Source organism: Bradyrhizobium sp. BRP19, assembly GCF_020194195.1.
Classification (GTDB): Bacteria; Pseudomonadota; Alphaproteobacteria; order Rhizobiales; family Xanthobacteraceae; genus Bradyrhizobium; species Bradyrhizobium yuanmingense.
Genome location: NZ_JADYVZ010000009.1, coordinates 43,337 through 59,022, shown reverse-complemented (window position 1 = coordinate 59,022; position 15,686 = coordinate 43,337). Strand labels below are relative to the sequence as shown.

The window sequence follows — 15,686 nt, the reverse complement described above, 5'->3', positions numbered from 1 at the left end:
TGGTGCTTGCCATGTCCGCTTCGATGAAGGATGACACGGCGGCTCAGGAGCGCATCTTTCGGATGCTAACCGACCATCCCGGCGTGATGCGCATCGACACGCATGCCGCCTCGGTGTTCCTGGACGCAAAGCGTGCGCTGAAGATCAAGCGCGCCGTCCGGTTTCCCTTCCTCGACTATTCGACGCTCGAAAAGCGCAAGGCGGCCTGCGAGGAGGAGATCCGGATCAACCGGCCCCTGGCGCCGCAGATCTATCATGGCGTTGTGGCGATCACGGAAGAGCCGGATGGATCGGTCAAGGTCGAGGGCGCCGGCCGGCCGATCGAGTATGCGGTCGACATGTCGCGCTTCGACGAAAGCAGGACGTTGGATCATCTGGCCGAGGCGGGACCGCTGGACGCGAAGCTTGCCTCGGCCGCCGCTGACGCAATCGCCGCTTCGCATGCGGCGGCGACGCGCGCCGACGGAAAGGCATGGGTCTCCTCCATTCCGGCCCTGATCGACGGCAACACGAATGGTCTGCGGGCCGGTGGCCACTTCAGCGCAGACGCGATCGAGCGACTCGGGAAGGCTTCGGATGCGGCCTATCTGCGTATTCGTCCCCTGCTCGCAGAGCGCGGCCGCCGGGGCTTCGTGCGCCGCTGCCATGGCGATCTGCATCTGGCAAACATCGTCATGATCGATGATCGCCCCGTGCTGTTCGACGCGATCGAGTTCGACGTGCAGATGGCGACGATCGACGTGCTCTACGATCTCGCATTCACGCTGATGGACCTGTTGCAGCACCACCAGCCGAGCGCGGCAAACATGGTGCTGAACCGCTATCTCGCCGCGACTCCGGCCGACAATCTCGATGCGCTCTCGACCCTGCCGCTGTTCCTGTCCATCCGGGCGGCGATCCGCGCCCAGGTGGCGCTGGCGCGACTGAAGCCGCCGCACTCCGACGATCCCGGCATCGTCGACCAGGCACGGCGTTATTTCGACCTCGCCGGGACGCTGATCCGTCCTCCTGCTCCGCGTCTGATTGCGGTCGGCGGACTGTCCGGCACCGGAAAGACCGCCCTGGCGCACGCGCTCGCGCCGGTCGTGGCACCGGAGCCGGGCGCCGTCGTGCTGCGCAGCGATCTCGTCCGCAAGCAGATGTTCGGGGTCGAGGACACCCACCGCCTGCCGCCTTCAGCCTATACGCCGGAGGTCACGGCCCGCGCCTATGACACGCTGGTGCAGCAGGCCCGCCGGGTGCTGGCGCAGGGCCATTCGGCGATCGTCGACGGCGTATTCGCGCGCGAGGACGAACGCGATGCGATCGCGGCGCTGGCGCGCGAGTGCAATGTGACGTTGAACGGGCTGTTCCTGGTCGCAGACCTTGCAACCCGGCAAGCGCGCATCGGCAACCGCCGGGGAGACGCATCGGACGCCACGCCGGAGGTTGCCGCGCTGCAGGAGCACTATAATATCGGCCATGTCGGCTGGGCGACCATCGATGCATCCGGGACACAAGAGCAGACGCTTCAGAACTGCCGGAACGTCATCGCTGAGGGGCAAACAAGGCAATCAGACTGATGCGGGCAAGGAAGTCGCGACCCACCACGCGCTCGACGGCAAATACGCATGCCAAGCCGGCAACGCGGCGCAATGTCCTGCCCGCCCGCCTCAGCCCCGGCATGGCCTGCGACACGGCCTTCCGCATCATCGCCCGCCGACACCTCGGCGCGGTGATCGCTCAGCACGACGGCACCTGCCGCGGCGATCCGGATGCGCTGCACCAGATCCGGATCGCACTGACGCATCTGCGGACTGCCATCCGCTTCTTCTCGCCGATGGTCGACGATAACGTGCGACCGGAAGTCTGGGCCGAACTGAAATGGCTGAACAGTCAGCTCGGCATGGTGCGGGACCTCGACGTGGCCATCGAGCGGATCGTCGCAGAGAGTAGCGACGAGCTCGCCGTGGTCGCCGAGCTTCAGCGCTGGGACGAGAAACGCGCGGAGAGCCATCGGCTGCTGGCGCGTGCGCTGCAATCGGCGCGGTATCGCCGCCTGGTCGAGCAAACCTCAACGTGGATCGAAAGCGGCCCCTGGTCGACCCGCCGCAGCAAGGAAGCGATCCGGTTGCGCCGCTGCACCCTCGCCGACCATGCGACGGAGCGGCTGACCGAGTGGGAGACGACGCTGCTCAAGAAGGCCCGTAAGCTGAAGAAGCTCGATGTCGAGAGACGTCACAAGCTGCGGCTCCTCAACAAGCGGATGACCTACTCGGTCGAATCGCTTGCGGATCTGTTCGCCGATGGGGTGGCGACGAAACAGAAGTCCATCCTCAAGCAATTGCGCAAGGCACAACGCTCGCTCGGTCAATTGAACGACGATGCGCGCGGACAGGCACTGGCGGCCTCGTTGAATGGCGCCGGAATCGATGCCAGCCGTCGCTTCCTCAACCGCAAACGCGAGAAGAAGTTGTTGCGGAAGGCGTCAACGGCCTATCGCAAATTGGACAAGGCCAAACCGTTCCGCTCTTCGGATCTCGCGCCGAGATCGGAGCCGGAGGCCTAGGTGTGGACGTAGTCCCCCGGCGCATCCGGCAGGCCGAGGGCGTCGCCAAGTCCGATCTGCGGCGGATCGCAGGGGGCGCCGGAACGTGCCGCCAGCCAATTGGTCCATTCCGGCCACCATGAGCCCTCGACGCGCGGCGCCAGCTTCAGCCATTCGTCGGCACCGACATAAGGCGCATCGGCAGCCTTGGTCAGCACCTGATAGAAGTGGCCCTCCTCCTGCGGAGGCGCCACGACACCGGCATTGTGACCGCCGCTGGTCAACAGGAACGTCACGTCGGCATCGACCTGATAATGGATCTTGTAGACGGATCGCCAGGGCGCCACGTGATCGGCGAGCGTGCCGACCACGAACATCGGGGTATGAATGTCGGACAGCGAGACGCTCCGGCATTCGACCCGATAGCGACCTTCCGCTAGATCGTCGTTCAGGAACAGCTTGCGCAGATACTCCGAGTGCATGCGATAGGGTAGCCGCGTGGCGTCGGCATTCCAGGCCATCAGGTCGCTCGGTGGCGAGCCGTCGCCCATCAGATAATCACGCGAGAGCCGCGACCAGATCAGCTCGTTGGAGCGCAGGAGCTGGAACGCGCCCGCCATCTGTGTCGTGTCGAGATAGCCGCGCTGCCACATCATGTCTTCGAGAAAGGCAACCTGGCTCTCGTTGATGAACAGCGTTAATTCGCCGGCCTCGGTGAAATCGGTTTGCGCCGCGAGAAGCGTGACGGTGCCGAGACGGCTATCGCCGTCCCGCGCCATGGCCGCCGCGGCTATCGACAGCAACGTCCCGCCAAGGCAATAGCCGAGCGCATGGATCTTCCGGCCCGGCACGATCTGCCCGATCATGTCCAGCGCGGCCATCACGCCCAGCTTGCGGTAGTCGTCGAAGGCAACATCCCGATCGTTCGCATCCGGATTGCGCCAGGAGATCGCGAAGACGGTGAAGCCCTGAGCGGTCAGGTATTTGACCAGGGAATTCTGCGGCGACAGATCGAGGATGTAGTACTTCATGATCCAGGCCGGCACGATCAGAATCGGCTCCGGCCGCACCTGCGCAGTCGTCGGATGGTACTGGATCAGCTCGATCAGGCTGTTGCGGTAGACGACCTTGCCGGGCGAAGCCGCCACCGTCTTGCCAACGACGAACTGATCCTCGCCGGCCAGCTTCGAGCCGGAGAGCAGGCGCATCAGGTCGCTGCACCAGTTCTGCCAGCCGAACACGAAGTTCTCCCCGCCGCTTTGGAACGCTTTTTCCAGCACCTGCGGATTGGTGGCGGCGAAGTTCGAGGGCGCCAGCATGTCGAGCATCTGGCGCATCGAGAACTCGACGATGCCCTCATTTGCGTGCGACACGCCGCGTATGCCGGTCGTGGCATCGTGCCACCAGCGCTCGGTGAGCAGAAACGCCTGCGCAAGCAGATTGAACGGCGCGGCTTCCCATTGCCGGTCCTTGAAGCGGCGATCCCGCGCCTGCGGCCGAATGACGGACCATGGTTCTTTGGATGTCGCGTGAGCGGCAGCTTCCAGGAAGCGGCCTGAGTCGCGGAAGATATTGCGGGAGAGCTCCATCTGGTGCTGAGGCGCCGCCGCAAGATGCGCGCCCCAATCGAGCCAGGCGAGCGACAAGGCCACAGGCGAGATTCCGCCCGTGAACCGCGCCAGCATGGCATGAAACGCGCGATCGAGTGGATACGAATCCGTTGTTTGCGGGCAAGTGCAGTCAGCCGGCGTGCCTGCGACCCTTTCGTGAATCCCGGCAGCCGGCCTGGTAGCGGGAGCTTGCAGCGGCGCTTCGGCCCGCGGGAAGATCTTCACGACGCTCATGGCTCATTGTTCCTGCGGGCTTCCGTTCTACGCCTGCGGCAGGATATGGCGACGCTTCCGCCGCGCGTTGAGCTGCATCAAATCGCGGCACGGATCAAAATCGGTCAATCAAGGCAAGCTTTGTCCGCTTGACCTGAGTCAAACCGCACCCCGATGGACTCACTAGGCTTTGTCCGTTGAAATTGACATGCCAGCGGAGTTGTCCATGCGCGCCCACCAGATCATGACCCGGTCGGTCATCTCGGTTACCCCCGACACCAGCATCGTCGAGGCGGCTAATATCATGCTGAAGCGACATGTGAGCGGCCTCACGGTGGTCGACGCTACCGGCAAGCTGGTGGGCGTGGTGTCGGAAGGAGATTTCATCCGCCGCAGCGAGATCGGCACCGGGCGCAAGCGCGGGCGCTGGCTGCGGTTCATCCTCGGTCCGGGCAAATCCGCCAGCGACTTCGTCCATGAGCACGGCCGCAAGATCTCGGAAGTGATGACCGACTCGCCCGTGACCATCACCGAGGATACGGCGCTTGCGGAGATCGTCGACCTCATGGAGCGAAACAATGTCAAGCGGCTGCCGGTGGTGCGCGGCGACAAGGTCGTCGGAATCGTGTCCCGCGCCAACCTGTTACAGGCCGTGGCCGGGCTCGCCCGCGAAGTGCCGGATCCGACCGCGGACGACGACCACATTCGCAGCCGCATCATCGACACCATGGAGAATAACGACTGGTGCCCGTTCGGGCTGAACGTCATCGTGCGCGACGGTATCGTTCATCTCAGCGGCGTCATCACCGAAGAGCGGGCACGGCAGGCCGCGATCGTCGCCGCGGAGAACGTCGAGGGCGTGAAGAAGGTGCACGATCATCTCTGCTGGGTCGACACCATATCCGGCGTCTATCTCAACTCGCCCGAAGACGACGAGCTCGCCAAAGCGAGCTGATTGCCGCGGAGTTCAGCTCGGAATGACGGCGGTGGCTTCGATCTCGACGCGCGCCGCCTTCTCGACGAGGCGGACGACCTGAACCAAGGCCATCGCTGGATAGTGCGTTCCGAAGACGTCGCGGTAGATCCTGCCGAGCTCCTTCAGATTGGCCAGATACTCGTCCATGTCGACGACGTACCAGGTCAAGCGCACGAGGTGCTCGGGCCGGGCACCGGCCTCGGCCAGGATCGCTGCGATGTTGTCCAGGGTCTGGCGCACCTGCGCGACGAAGCCGTCGGCGAGACGCTCCTCGGCGTCCCAACCGATCACCCCGCCGGTGACGACGATGCGTCCTTCGGCAGCCATGCCGTTGGCATAGCCCTTCGGCAGCGGCCAGCCTGACGGCTGCAGGATCTGCGCCTTGGTGCGCGTTCCATCCTCGGCTGCGGTCGGCAGGACCGCGAGTTGCGGGCTTTTCGGCGTCGTCACAGACAATTCTCTATCCTTCTCTCATTCCGCGGCGACGCCTGAGGACGTCACTGCAGCCTGCGCCAGCTGCCGCAGGGCAAAGCGCTTCAGCTTGCCGGTCTCGGTTTTCGGCAATTGCGCGACGAACTCGATGGCGCGCGGATATTTATACGGCGCGATCTCGCGTTTGACGTGCTCCTGCAACTCGGCCACCAGCTGAGCGTCAGGGGTCACGCCGGGCGCGGCAATGACATAGGCTTTGACGATCATGCCCCGCGCCTCGTCCGGCGCGCCAACCACACCGCACTCGGCGACCGCCGGATGCGTGAGCAGTGCCGCTTCGACGTCGGTTCCTGCGATGTTGTAGCCAGCCGACACGATCATGTCGTCGGAGCGCGACTGGTACCAGAAATAGCCGTCGCTATCCATCAAATAGGTGTCGCCGGTGATGTTCCAGCCGTTCTGGACGTATTTCCGCTGCCGCTCGTCGGCCAGGTAGCGGCAGCCCGTCGGCCCGCGCACGGCTAGACGGCCCATCGTTCCCGGCGGCACGTCCCGGCCTTCATCATCGACGATCTTGGCTTCATAGCCCGGCACGGGCTTGCCGGTGGCGCCGGGGCGGATCTCGTCCTCGGTCGCGCTGATGAAGATGTGCAGCATCTCGGTCGAGCCGATGCCGTCCATCAGCTTGATCCCGGTGGCCTTAAGCCAGGCATCGAATGTTGGCTTGGGAAGGGTCTCGCCCGCAGACACGCATTTGCGGAGCGAAGAAATGTCGCGGCCTGCGAGCTTGCCAAGCATGGCACGGTATGCGGTCGGCGCCGTGAAGCAGACCGTGGTCTTGTACTGCTCGATCGCATTCAGAATGTCGTCCGGCGTCGTCTTCTCCAGTACAACGAAGGAGGCGCCGATATGCATCGGAAACAGCACGCCGCCGAAGCCGAAGGTGAAGGCGAGCGGCGCCGAGCCGATAAAGCGATCGTTTTGCTCGGCGCGCAGATTGTTGCGCGCATAGCCGTCACAGACCGCGAGCATGTCGCGGTGGAAATGCATGGTGCCCTTGGGATCGCCGGTCGTGCCCGAGGTGAAGGCGATCAGGCAGATGTCGTCGGCGGCGGTATCGACCGCCTCGAACTCCGGACTGGCATCGGCGATCAGCGCTTCGAGCGAATCCGCCGCGCCATTGCCCCAATAGACGGCCCGCTCGAGGCCCGGTGCCGCAGCCTTCGCCTTCTCCATCTCCTCGGCGAGCTTTCCATCGCATAGCGCCAGCGTGATCTCCGCCTTCTGGATCGGATAGGACAGCTCCTTGGCGCGCAGCAGCGGCATCGTCGCCACGCAGATTCCGCCGGCCTTGATCACCGCGAGATAAGTCGCAACCATCATCGGATTGTTGGCCGAGCGCAGCAGCACACGCCCGCCGGTGACGAGGCCGAGCTTGCCAACCAGCACATTGGCGATGCGGTTCACCAGCGCCTGCAGCTCGCGATAGGTGTAGCTGACGGCCGGGCTGATGACGCAAGGGGCATCGCCATGGCCCTGCTCGACCCAGCGATCGAGGAAATAGCTGACGCAGTTCAGTCGCGGCGGATAGTTCAGCTCCGGCCGCGTGAAGATGAATTCGGGCCAGAGCTCGCGCGGCGGCAGATGTTGCCGCGCGAACGTATCGACATGGGCCGTCGCGGCGCTGCCGTCAGACGAGCCCGTCCCTTGAATCTTGGCGGCGTTGGCCATCGCACGCTCCTTTCAGCATGGATTGCACCCGGCAGCACGATCTGGAAAACATTTTAGGCTTAAAACAATTCGGCGCAATAGGGGATTTTGGGCATCCCGTGTTTTTTCATGCGGCAAAGGGTGTCGGGCTGTCGCGCCCGCAGGCTACGGCCGGCGGCGGGCGGCCGATTTCTGCGCGGACGCCTTGGTCTTGGCGAGGAGGCGCATCAATTCGCGCACATCCTTCGGGGAGAGATCGGCGAACAGATCGGCGATCCAGGTCTCGTGCTCGGCGGCCATCCTGCGGAACTCGGCACGCCCGAGCTTGGTCAGCCGGATCACCTGGACGCGGCGATCGGTGTCTGAGGTCCGCCGGTCGAGATGGCCTGATTCCACCAGGCGCTCCACGAGCCCGGTCACATTGCCGTTCGAGACCATCATGCGCTTGGAGACATCTGACAGGGTCATGCCGTCAGGTGCCTTGTCGAGCTGTGCCATCAGGTCGAAACGCGGCAACGTGACGTCGAACCGCTGCCGCAGCCGGCCGCGCACCTCCCCCTCGATCAGCGTCGTGCACGTCAAGAGCCGCAGCCACAGCCGAAGCTCTTCGGCGTGGTCCTCCGGTGTTTCGACGGCCTTGGTCTCGGAATCGAGCATGTCGATGCAGTCACTCACGGCCGGCATTGGCGCGGGCGGATTCCCCCAACGTTTTGAGCTTCAAATAAATCCGAGCCGGCCGCAAGTCCAAAGCTGCAACAATCGACCGCACGCCAATTTCTTTAGGCTTCAAATAATTGGCGCGCAGCTTGCATGCATCGCTGCTCGCAGGATGCGACGCCCCGCGCTCGGCTTGCCGCGGCCGCCGTCATCGGCATAAGCTTTGGATTGGAGTACGTGGCTTGCAGCGCAAGCCAATCGTCACGAGGGACAGATCATGAAGACGAAAATAACCTTGGCCGCAGCTGCGATGCTACTCGGCACCGTGGTGACCCCTGCCCTCGCCCAGGAAAAAATCAAGCTGGGTGTGATCGTGACCCTATCGGGGCCCGCCGCAGCGCTGGGCCAGCAGGTTCGCGACGGCTTCGCCCTCGCCGTGAAGGATCTCGGCAGCAAGATGGGTGGCCGCGATGTCGAGGTCGTCGTCGTCGACGATGAGCTGAAGCCGGATGCTGCGGTGACCAAGGTGAAGGGCCTTCTGGAACGTGAGAAGGTCGACTTCGTGGTCGGGCCGATCTTCTCCAACATCCTGCAGGCCATCCACCGGCCCATCACGGAGTCGAAAACCTTCCTGATCAGCCCCAATGCCGGTCCGTCGACCTTCGCCGGCAAGGATTGCAACCCGTTCTTCTATGTGACCTCGTATCAGAACGATCAGGTGCACGAGATCCTCGGCAAGGTCGCGCAGGACCGCGGCTACAAGCGGATGTACCTGATGATGCCGAACTATCAGGCTGGCAAGGATTCGGTGGCGGGCTTCAAGCTGGACTACAAGGGCGAGATCGTCGAAGAGTCCTACATGCCGCTGAACACGTTGGATTTCCAGCCGGAGCTCTCCAAGATTTCCTCGCAGAAGCCCGATGCACTGTTCACATTCATGCCGGGCGGCCTCGGCGTCAATCTCGTCAAGCAGTACCGGCAGGCCGGGCTCGCCGATACTATTCCGGTGCTCTCGGCCTTCACGGTCGATGAATCGACCCTGCCGGCACAGCAGGATGCGGCGGTGGGCATGTTCGGTGGCGCGAACTGGGCGCCCAATCTCGACAATCCCCAGAACAAGAAGTTCGTTGCCGCCTATGAGGCCGCCTACAACAGCGTTCCCGGCACCTACGCCTTCCAGGCCTATGATGCCGCGATGCTGATCGACAGCGCAGTCAAGGCCGTGAAGGGCAATCTCTCCAACAAGGAGGCCGTTGGCGCCGCGTTGAAGAAGGCCGACTTCACCTCGCTGCGCGGGGCCTTCAAGTTCAACAACAACAATTATCCGATCCAGGATTTCTACCTGACCAAGGTCGCCAAGCGTCCGGACGGCAAGTTCCAGACTGAGATCGTGCAGAAGGTGTTCGAGAATTATGGCGACCGCTATGCCAAGGACTGCAAGGCGGCGAACTAAGGCCGTGTATTGCGTTACGGGAGGACTGCAATGAAGAGCGAAATCACCGGCATCACGCGGGCCAATGAAGGAATCCACGGCATTTCCTGGAACATCCTCGGCCAGACCTACGTGCCGAAGAGCTACGCGGAGAACAGCTTCTCCTGGCACGCGACGCTACCGCCGGGCACCTTCGTGCCGCCGCACATTCACCCCGACCAGGATGAGTATCTCTATATGCTGGAGGGCAAGCTCGATTTCATGCTGGGCAATTCGGAGGCGCAGGCCAGTGCAGGCGACCTGATCCGCCTCGGCATGGGCGTGCCGCACGGCATCTTCAACAAGTCGGAGCAGACCGCCAAGGTGCTGTTCTGGGTCTCGCCGAGCCGCAAGCTGTTCGACCTGTTCTGGGGTCTCCACAACATGAAGGAGCAGAAGCCCGAGGACGTCGTGGCGATGGCCGCCGAGTTCAACATCCACTTCCTGCCGCCGCCGCCCGGCGGCTAGAGCATGATCCGGAAAAGTGCGTAGCGGTTTTCCGAAAAGATCATGCTCAAACAATAACCCTAAAGCGCGATGCCGATTCGTCCCAATCGCATCGCGCTTTAGGCGCGCTTCAGGCGCGCACCGCCGCGAGTCCGGGCACCGCGGCGAAACCTGCCTTGGTGGCATAGCCGCGCACGATGGCCTCGCGCTGGGAATAGCTTAGGACGTTGTCGACATTGTCGAAGCCGTCGGGCGCGAGCTGCTCGACGGCGTCGATAACGCCCTCTGGCCCGCCGCGCCGGTTGGAGCGGACGATTTCGGCCGTCATCGGCAGACGCTTCTTCTCGTATTCGAGCAAGGCCTGACGCGGGTGTTCGGCGCGCACCAGCACATCCGCAAGACAGCGCGCGTCGAGAATGGCCTGCGAGGCGCCGTTCGATCCAACCGGATACATCGGATGCGCGGCATCGCCGAGCAGCGTGACCCGGCCCAATGACCAATAGGGCAAGGGATCGCGATCGCAGGTCGGATATTCGTAGAATTCGGGCGTTGCCGAGATCAGGCTCTTCACGTCGATATAGGGCACCGAGAAGCGAGCCACATGCGGCATCAGCTCTTCGCGGCGGCCCGGCCGCGACCAGTCTTCCTTCCGCGGTGGCGGCGCGTTGCCCTCGCCCACCTTCACCAGCACCGCCCAATTGGTCAGGCGGCTCGCCGGGCTCGATCCTTCCGCGATCGGATAGATCACCACCTTGGCATTGAGACCGCCGGCCACGATCATCGATTTGCCGGTGAGAAACAGCGGCCAGTCGCGCGCACCGCGCCACAGCATGAGGCCGTTCCAGCACGGCGGCCCTTCGTTCGGAAACAGCGTCTCGCGGACGCGCGAGTGAATGCCGTCGGCGCCGATCAGGATATCGCCGCGCGCGGTGTGGACATGGGCGCCGGCGCGATCGAAGAAGTAAGCGGTGACGCCGCCCTCGTCCTGCGAGAAGGCGCCGAGCCGGCAGCCGGTGTGGATCGCCTCGCGGCCCAACCGCTCCTCGACTGCACGATGGATGACGCCCTGAAGGCGCCCGCGATGGATCGAGAATTGCGGCACATCGTGGCCGGCGTCGATGCCGCGAGCTTCGCGCCAGACCTCCTGGCCGTGGCGGTTGAGATAATAGAGCTGATCGGTGCGGATCGCGACCTCGTCGAGCTTCTGCAACAGGCCGAGGCCGGCCAACTCCCGCATCGCGTGCGGCAGCGTGTTGATGCCGACGCCGAGCTCGCGAATGGTGTCGGCCTGCTCGAAGATCTCGCAATCCAGGCCGCGCGAGCGGAACATCAAAGCCGTCGTGAGACCACCGATACCGCCACCGACGATAATCGCCTTCATCGCCCTAACTCCACTCGAACCGCAGGCAATGGGTTAACGTCGCACGGGCGGTCACTCCGCCGCAAGCGGCTTTGTCGCCTCCGTCTTGAGCTCGGCCCGGGTCTTGGGCTTAGCCTTAATTCTCAGCTCCTGGAGATCCTGCCGGTCGCGCACGCTGTCGCGGAACCCGAATACATGCGCATCGGCGACATCATCGCGCGATTGGCGAGCTTCATCTCACGCAGGCGGCAATGAAATTATTTTAAACCTAAAATAATCCCCCGCAAGTCCCCCCCTCGCTGGATTGGCTGCAGATAATTACGACCGGCTCAGTCGCCCCTGAAGACCGGTTTGACCTTGCTGGCGAAAGCCTCGAAGGCGCGCTCGAAATCCGCCGTTGTCATGCACAGGGCTTGAGCCACGGCCTCTGCCTCGATCGCCTCCTCGACGGACATCGCCCATTCCATAGCCAGCATCCGCTTGGTCATGGTGTTGGCGAAGGTCGGGCCTTCCGCGACCTGCTTGGCCAGAACCTGCGCCTGGGGCAGCACCTGCTCCGGGGTGACGATACGGCTGAAGAAGCCCCAGCGCTCGCCCTCTTCCGCCGTCATGAACCGGCCGGTGTAGAGCAGCTCGGAGGCGCGGGACTGCCCGATGATGCGCGGCAGGATGGCGCAAGCACCCATGTCGCAACCAGCCAGCCCCACCTTGTTGAACAGGAACGCCACCTTGGCCCCGCTCGCCGCAAGGCGCATATCAGACGCCATCGCGATTATCGCTCCGGCCCCGGCACAGATACCTTCGACCGCGGCTACGATCGGCTGCGGACAGGCCCGCATCGCCTTGACGAGGTCGCCGGTCATGCGCGTGAAGGCGGTCAGACCCTTGGTGTCCATCTTCACCAGCGGGCCGATGATCTCGAACACGTCGCCGCCGGACGAGAAATTGCCGCCGGCACCCGTCACGACGATGGACTTGACCGCGTCGTCGAAGGCGCAGGCGCGGAAGAAGTCGGTCAGCTCCCGATAGCTCTCGAACGTCAGCGGATTCTTTCGTTCGGGGCGGTTGAGCGTGACCGTCGCAACGCCGTCGACCACCGCCAGCAGGAAGTGCTGCGGCGAGTAATCCGCAAGCGGCACGGTGACAGGATTGGCTGGTCTGCTCATAGGATCTCCTTGGCTTTCTTGTTCCGTGCCAGTGCCCGGCAGGCTAGACTTCGCCACCGGCCACCGCAATCGCCTGTCCGGTGATCGAGCTCGCGCCCTCGCCGCACAGCCAGAGAACTGCGTCTGCGACCTCCTGAGGCGTGACTAGGCGTCCTTGCGGATTGTGCTTCGCGAGCTCGGCGATTGCCTGCTCGCGGGTTCGGCCTGTTTTCTTCATGATGTTGTCGATGCTCCCCGCGACGAGGTCGGTGTCGGTGAAACCGGGACACACCGCGTTCACCGTGACGTTGCTTCCGGCCATCTCGAGAGCAAGGGAACGCACCAGGCCAATCACGGCGTGCTTGGCCGCTGCATACGCGCTGACATAGGCGTAGCCCTTGAGGCCTGCGGTGGACGCTACCGCGACGATGCGCCCGTAGGGACGATCCTTCATGCCCGGCAGCACGGCCTGGACGGCATGCACGACGCCCATGAAATTGACATCCATCATCCGGCTGAAGAGCGCGCTGTCCGATTTCGCGAACGGCGCCGATTCAGCGCTGCCCGAGTTGGCAATCAGGATGTCGATCGGCTTGCGCGCACTTGCCCCGGCGATCGCGGCTTTCAGAGACGCTTCGTTCGAGACATCAGCGACAGCCGCAAAGTGCGCGGCGCCTGCATTGACCGCCTCGTCGAGAACCGCCGCGTTCCGGCCAAGCACGGTCACGGTCGCACCGGCGCCGACGAGAGCGGACGCGATCGCGCGGCCGATGCCGCGCCCGCCTCCGGTGACCAGCGCGTGCGGCGAATGCGGCAATCCGGACATGCGCTGGCTCCCTCGGATATCGTGACCAGTGTTCGATATATTTTAACCTTCAAGTTTTTGCAACGAAAGCGGCGCTTGGTCGGGGAATGATGCAGCATGAGCGACGGCCCGAAAATTGCTTTAAGTATAAAATTATCGCTTTCCATCCTCGAAAGGCCTGTTAGCATCGAGGGGCCCAGCAGAAGGATGTCGCGTGTCGCAGCCTGTGCCAATGATAACAAAGGACGGACGCTTCGCCTACGAAGCCGCGGGCGATCCGGACGCGATACCGCTGATCTTCCTGCACGGCATCGGCGGCGCGGCGCGGGCCTGGCGGCGGCAGCTTGCGACATTTGGCGACCGCTTCCGCGCGATCGCATGGGACATGCCCGGTTATGGAGGATCGGCGCCGCTTGCGAGCGTCAGTATCGCTGCCCTGGCGGAGGCGCTGCAGCAATTCATCGCGCAACTCGGCGTCAGTAGGCCTGTTCTGGTCGGCCATTCCATCGGCGGCATGATCGTTCAGAAGTGGCTGGTTCAGTCCCCCAAGCTGGCACGCGCAGTCGTGCTGGCGCAGACCAGCCCTGCGTTCGGAAAGGCGGACGGCGACTGGCAGAAATCATTCATCGCAGCGCGACTGGGACCGCTTGATCGCGGGGAGACGATGAAGTCGCTGGCCCCCTCCCTGGTGAAGGAGCTCGTCGGCGACGATCCCGATCCGAACGGGATGGAGGTTGCCCGCGAATGCATGGGGAGCGTGCCCGAAGCGAGCTATCGCGCCATGATGCTGGCTCTCATCGGCTTCGATCAACGCAGCACGCTCGGAAATATCTCCGTTCCCACGCTGTTGCTGTCCGGCTCAAAAGACAACAACGCGCCCGCGCCGATGATGGCAAAGACGGCGACCTATATCCCGGGGGCCGAATATGTCGAGCTGCCTGGCGTCGGCCATCTCGCCAATCTCGAACGCCCCGAGGCTTTCGACGAAGCTCTCGGCCGGTTCCTGAACTCTCTCGCGACCAAAGTCTAAGGTAACTGCGCGATGACCATGCAAGTCAGCAAGACGATTGGCGCGACCGACAAGGTCGCGCTGGATGCGCCGATCTTCGATCCCACTGCATTCCGCTTGAACGACGAGCAGGCCGGCATCATCAGCCGCGCGAGAGAGATCGGCCAGACCGTGTTCGCCGGTCGCGCCGCCACTTACGATCGTGAGGCGACTTTCCCGACTGAAAATTACCGCGATTTGCATCGCGTCGGCCTGCTCGGCATCGCCGTGCCCAAGAGGCACGGCGGCCTGGGTGCCAATTACCAGACCTATGCCTTGGCGGCGGCCGAGATCGGCCGCTATTGCGGCGCCACCGCGCTGACCTGGAACATGCATGTCTGCTCGACCCTGTGGTCGGGTCCGCTCGCCGACGATCTGGACATGGACGCGGACACCCGTGCCGAGCACGAGCGGCGGCGCGCGGTTCACTACAAGCGGATCGTCGAGGACGGGGCGATCTATTCGCAACCCTTCTCCGAAGGTGGAGCTGCCGCTGCGGGCGGCGTTGCTTTTGGCACCGAAGCAAGGCCGGTCGCGGGTGGCTGGATCGTCAACGGCAAGAAGATCTTTGCATCGCTCTCGGGCCACGCCGACTATTACGGCGTGCTTTGCACCGAGATCGAGCAAGGCGAGAAGGCGTCGCGCCGCAATACGCTTTACCTGGCGATATCAGCCAAATCAGAAGGCGTCTCGGTCGTCGGTGAATGGGATCCGCTGGGCATGCGCGGCACGGTCTCGCGGACGCTGCTGTTCAAGGACGTGTTCGTTCCGGAAGATTCGGCGCTGATGCCGCGCGGCGTGTATTTCCAGGCAGCTCAGCGCTGGCCGCACATGTTCCTGACGCTGTCGCCGACCTATATGGGCCTGGCGCAAGCCGCCTACGACTTCACCGTGCGTTACTTGCGCGGCGAGGTCCCGGGCATGCCGTCGGTCAAGCGGCGGATGTACCCGACCAAGCAGATCGCGGTGGCGCAGATGCAGATCAGGCTGGAGCAGATCAAGACGATCTGGTTCCAGGCCGTGACCGAGGCGCGCGCCAATCCGGGCAAGGAGCAGGTGCTGCGCGCCTACGCCGCGCAATATTCGGTGATGGAGGGCGCCAATGAGCTCGCCACGCTCGCGATCCGCACCTGCGGCGGTCAGGCCATGCTTCGCTCGCTGCCGCTGGAGCGGATCTATCGGGACAGCCGCTGCGGCTCGCTGATGCTGCCCTGGACCGCTGAGCTCTGCCTCGACCGGATCGGGCGCGAAGCGCTGTACGAGGCCGGTGAAACGGACGACTGAC

At 63.8% G+C, this 15,686-nt stretch carries 14 protein-coding genes; 7 read left to right on the top strand and 7 right to left on the bottom strand.

The genetic code is table 11. The features are described 5' to 3' along the window. Positions 1–23 precede the first annotated feature (23 nt). Both I6F36_RS24880 and I6F36_RS24875 read left to right on the top strand, forming a co-directional pair. The gene (locus I6F36_RS24880; protein WP_225133396.1) at positions 24–1,562 is read left to right on the top strand and encodes a bifunctional aminoglycoside phosphotransferase/ATP-binding protein; all 1,539 of its coding nucleotides are present in this window, start codon (positions 24–26) and stop codon (positions 1,560–1,562) included. Next, complete coding sequence (locus I6F36_RS24875; RefSeq protein ID WP_225133155.1) at positions 1,562–2,548, top strand: CHAD domain-containing protein; 987 nt, start codon at positions 1,562–1,564, stop codon at positions 2,546–2,548. Before I6F36_RS24880 ends, I6F36_RS24875 begins: the two co-directional genes overlap by 1 nt. Here I6F36_RS24875 and I6F36_RS24870 read toward each other — a convergent pair. Continuing rightward, positions 2,545–4,371 carry an alpha/beta hydrolase gene (locus tag I6F36_RS24870; protein WP_225133156.1) on the bottom strand — a complete coding sequence of 609 codons (1,827 nt, stop codon included), beginning with the start codon at positions 4,369–4,371 and terminating at the stop codon, positions 2,545–2,547. The genes I6F36_RS24875 and I6F36_RS24870 overlap by 4 nt on opposite strands. Positions 4,372–4,576: 205 nt before the next feature. Here I6F36_RS24870 and I6F36_RS24865 point away from each other — a divergent pair, with 205 nt between their 5' ends. Then, positions 4,577–5,305 (top strand): CBS domain-containing protein, encoded by a 729-nt coding sequence (locus I6F36_RS24865; protein WP_225133157.1) that lies wholly within the window; start codon positions 4,577–4,579, stop codon positions 5,303–5,305. Positions 5,306–5,317: 12 nt separating this feature from the next. Here I6F36_RS24865 and I6F36_RS24860 read toward each other — a convergent pair whose 3' ends face one another. From I6F36_RS24860 to I6F36_RS24850, 3 genes are all read right to left on the bottom strand, one after another. Continuing rightward, on the bottom strand, positions 5,318–5,782 hold the full coding sequence (locus tag I6F36_RS24860) for a RidA family protein (protein WP_192893131.1): 465 nt from the start codon (positions 5,780–5,782) through the stop codon (positions 5,318–5,320). A gap of 15 nt (positions 5,783–5,797) precedes the next feature. Beyond that, positions 5,798–7,489, bottom strand: coding sequence for a benzoate-CoA ligase family protein (locus I6F36_RS24855; protein WP_225133158.1), 1,692 nt, complete (start codon positions 7,487–7,489; stop codon positions 5,798–5,800). Between the two features lie 144 nt (positions 7,490–7,633). After that, positions 7,634–8,152, bottom strand: a complete 519-nt coding sequence (locus I6F36_RS24850; RefSeq protein ID WP_225130381.1) for a MarR family winged helix-turn-helix transcriptional regulator — start codon at positions 8,150–8,152, stop codon at positions 7,634–7,636. A gap of 250 nt (positions 8,153–8,402) precedes the next feature. On the opposite strand from I6F36_RS24850, the gene I6F36_RS24845 reads away from it, so the two are divergent. Both I6F36_RS24845 and I6F36_RS24840 read left to right on the top strand, forming a co-directional pair. Further along, positions 8,403–9,578, top strand: a complete 1,176-nt coding sequence (locus I6F36_RS24845; protein WP_225172399.1) for an ABC transporter substrate-binding protein — start codon at positions 8,403–8,405, stop codon at positions 9,576–9,578. Positions 9,579–9,608: 30 nt separating this feature from the next. After that, complete coding sequence (locus tag I6F36_RS24840) at positions 9,609–10,064, top strand: cupin domain-containing protein (RefSeq protein ID WP_225133159.1); 456 nt, start codon at positions 9,609–9,611, stop codon at positions 10,062–10,064. Between the two features lie 109 nt (positions 10,065–10,173). Here I6F36_RS24840 and I6F36_RS24835 read toward each other — a convergent pair whose 3' ends face one another. From I6F36_RS24835 to I6F36_RS24825, 3 genes are all read right to left on the bottom strand, one after another. Beyond that, complete coding sequence (locus I6F36_RS24835) at positions 10,174–11,424, bottom strand: flavin-dependent oxidoreductase (RefSeq protein ID WP_225133160.1); 1,251 nt, start codon at positions 11,422–11,424, stop codon at positions 10,174–10,176. A 308-nt stretch (positions 11,425–11,732) separates the two neighbouring features. Beyond that, a complete protein-coding gene (locus I6F36_RS24830; protein ID WP_225172398.1) occupies positions 11,733–12,569 on the bottom strand; it encodes an enoyl-CoA hydratase family protein in 837 nt (278 codons plus the stop codon). Positions 12,570–12,612: 43 nt separating this feature from the next. Further along, positions 12,613–13,374 carry an SDR family NAD(P)-dependent oxidoreductase gene (locus I6F36_RS24825; protein ID WP_225133162.1) on the bottom strand — a complete coding sequence of 254 codons (762 nt, stop codon included), beginning with the start codon at positions 13,372–13,374 and terminating at the stop codon, positions 12,613–12,615. 211 nt (positions 13,375–13,585) lie between these two features. On the opposite strand from I6F36_RS24825, the gene I6F36_RS24820 reads away from it, so the two are divergent. After that, complete coding sequence (locus I6F36_RS24820) at positions 13,586–14,383, top strand: alpha/beta fold hydrolase (RefSeq protein ID WP_225133163.1); 798 nt, start codon at positions 13,586–13,588, stop codon at positions 14,381–14,383. A 12-nt stretch (positions 14,384–14,395) separates the two neighbouring features. Continuing rightward, positions 14,396–15,685, top strand: coding sequence for an acyl-CoA dehydrogenase family protein (locus I6F36_RS24815; RefSeq protein ID WP_225133164.1), 1,290 nt, complete (start codon positions 14,396–14,398; stop codon positions 15,683–15,685). The last annotated feature ends 1 nt before the right edge of the window (position 15,686 follow it).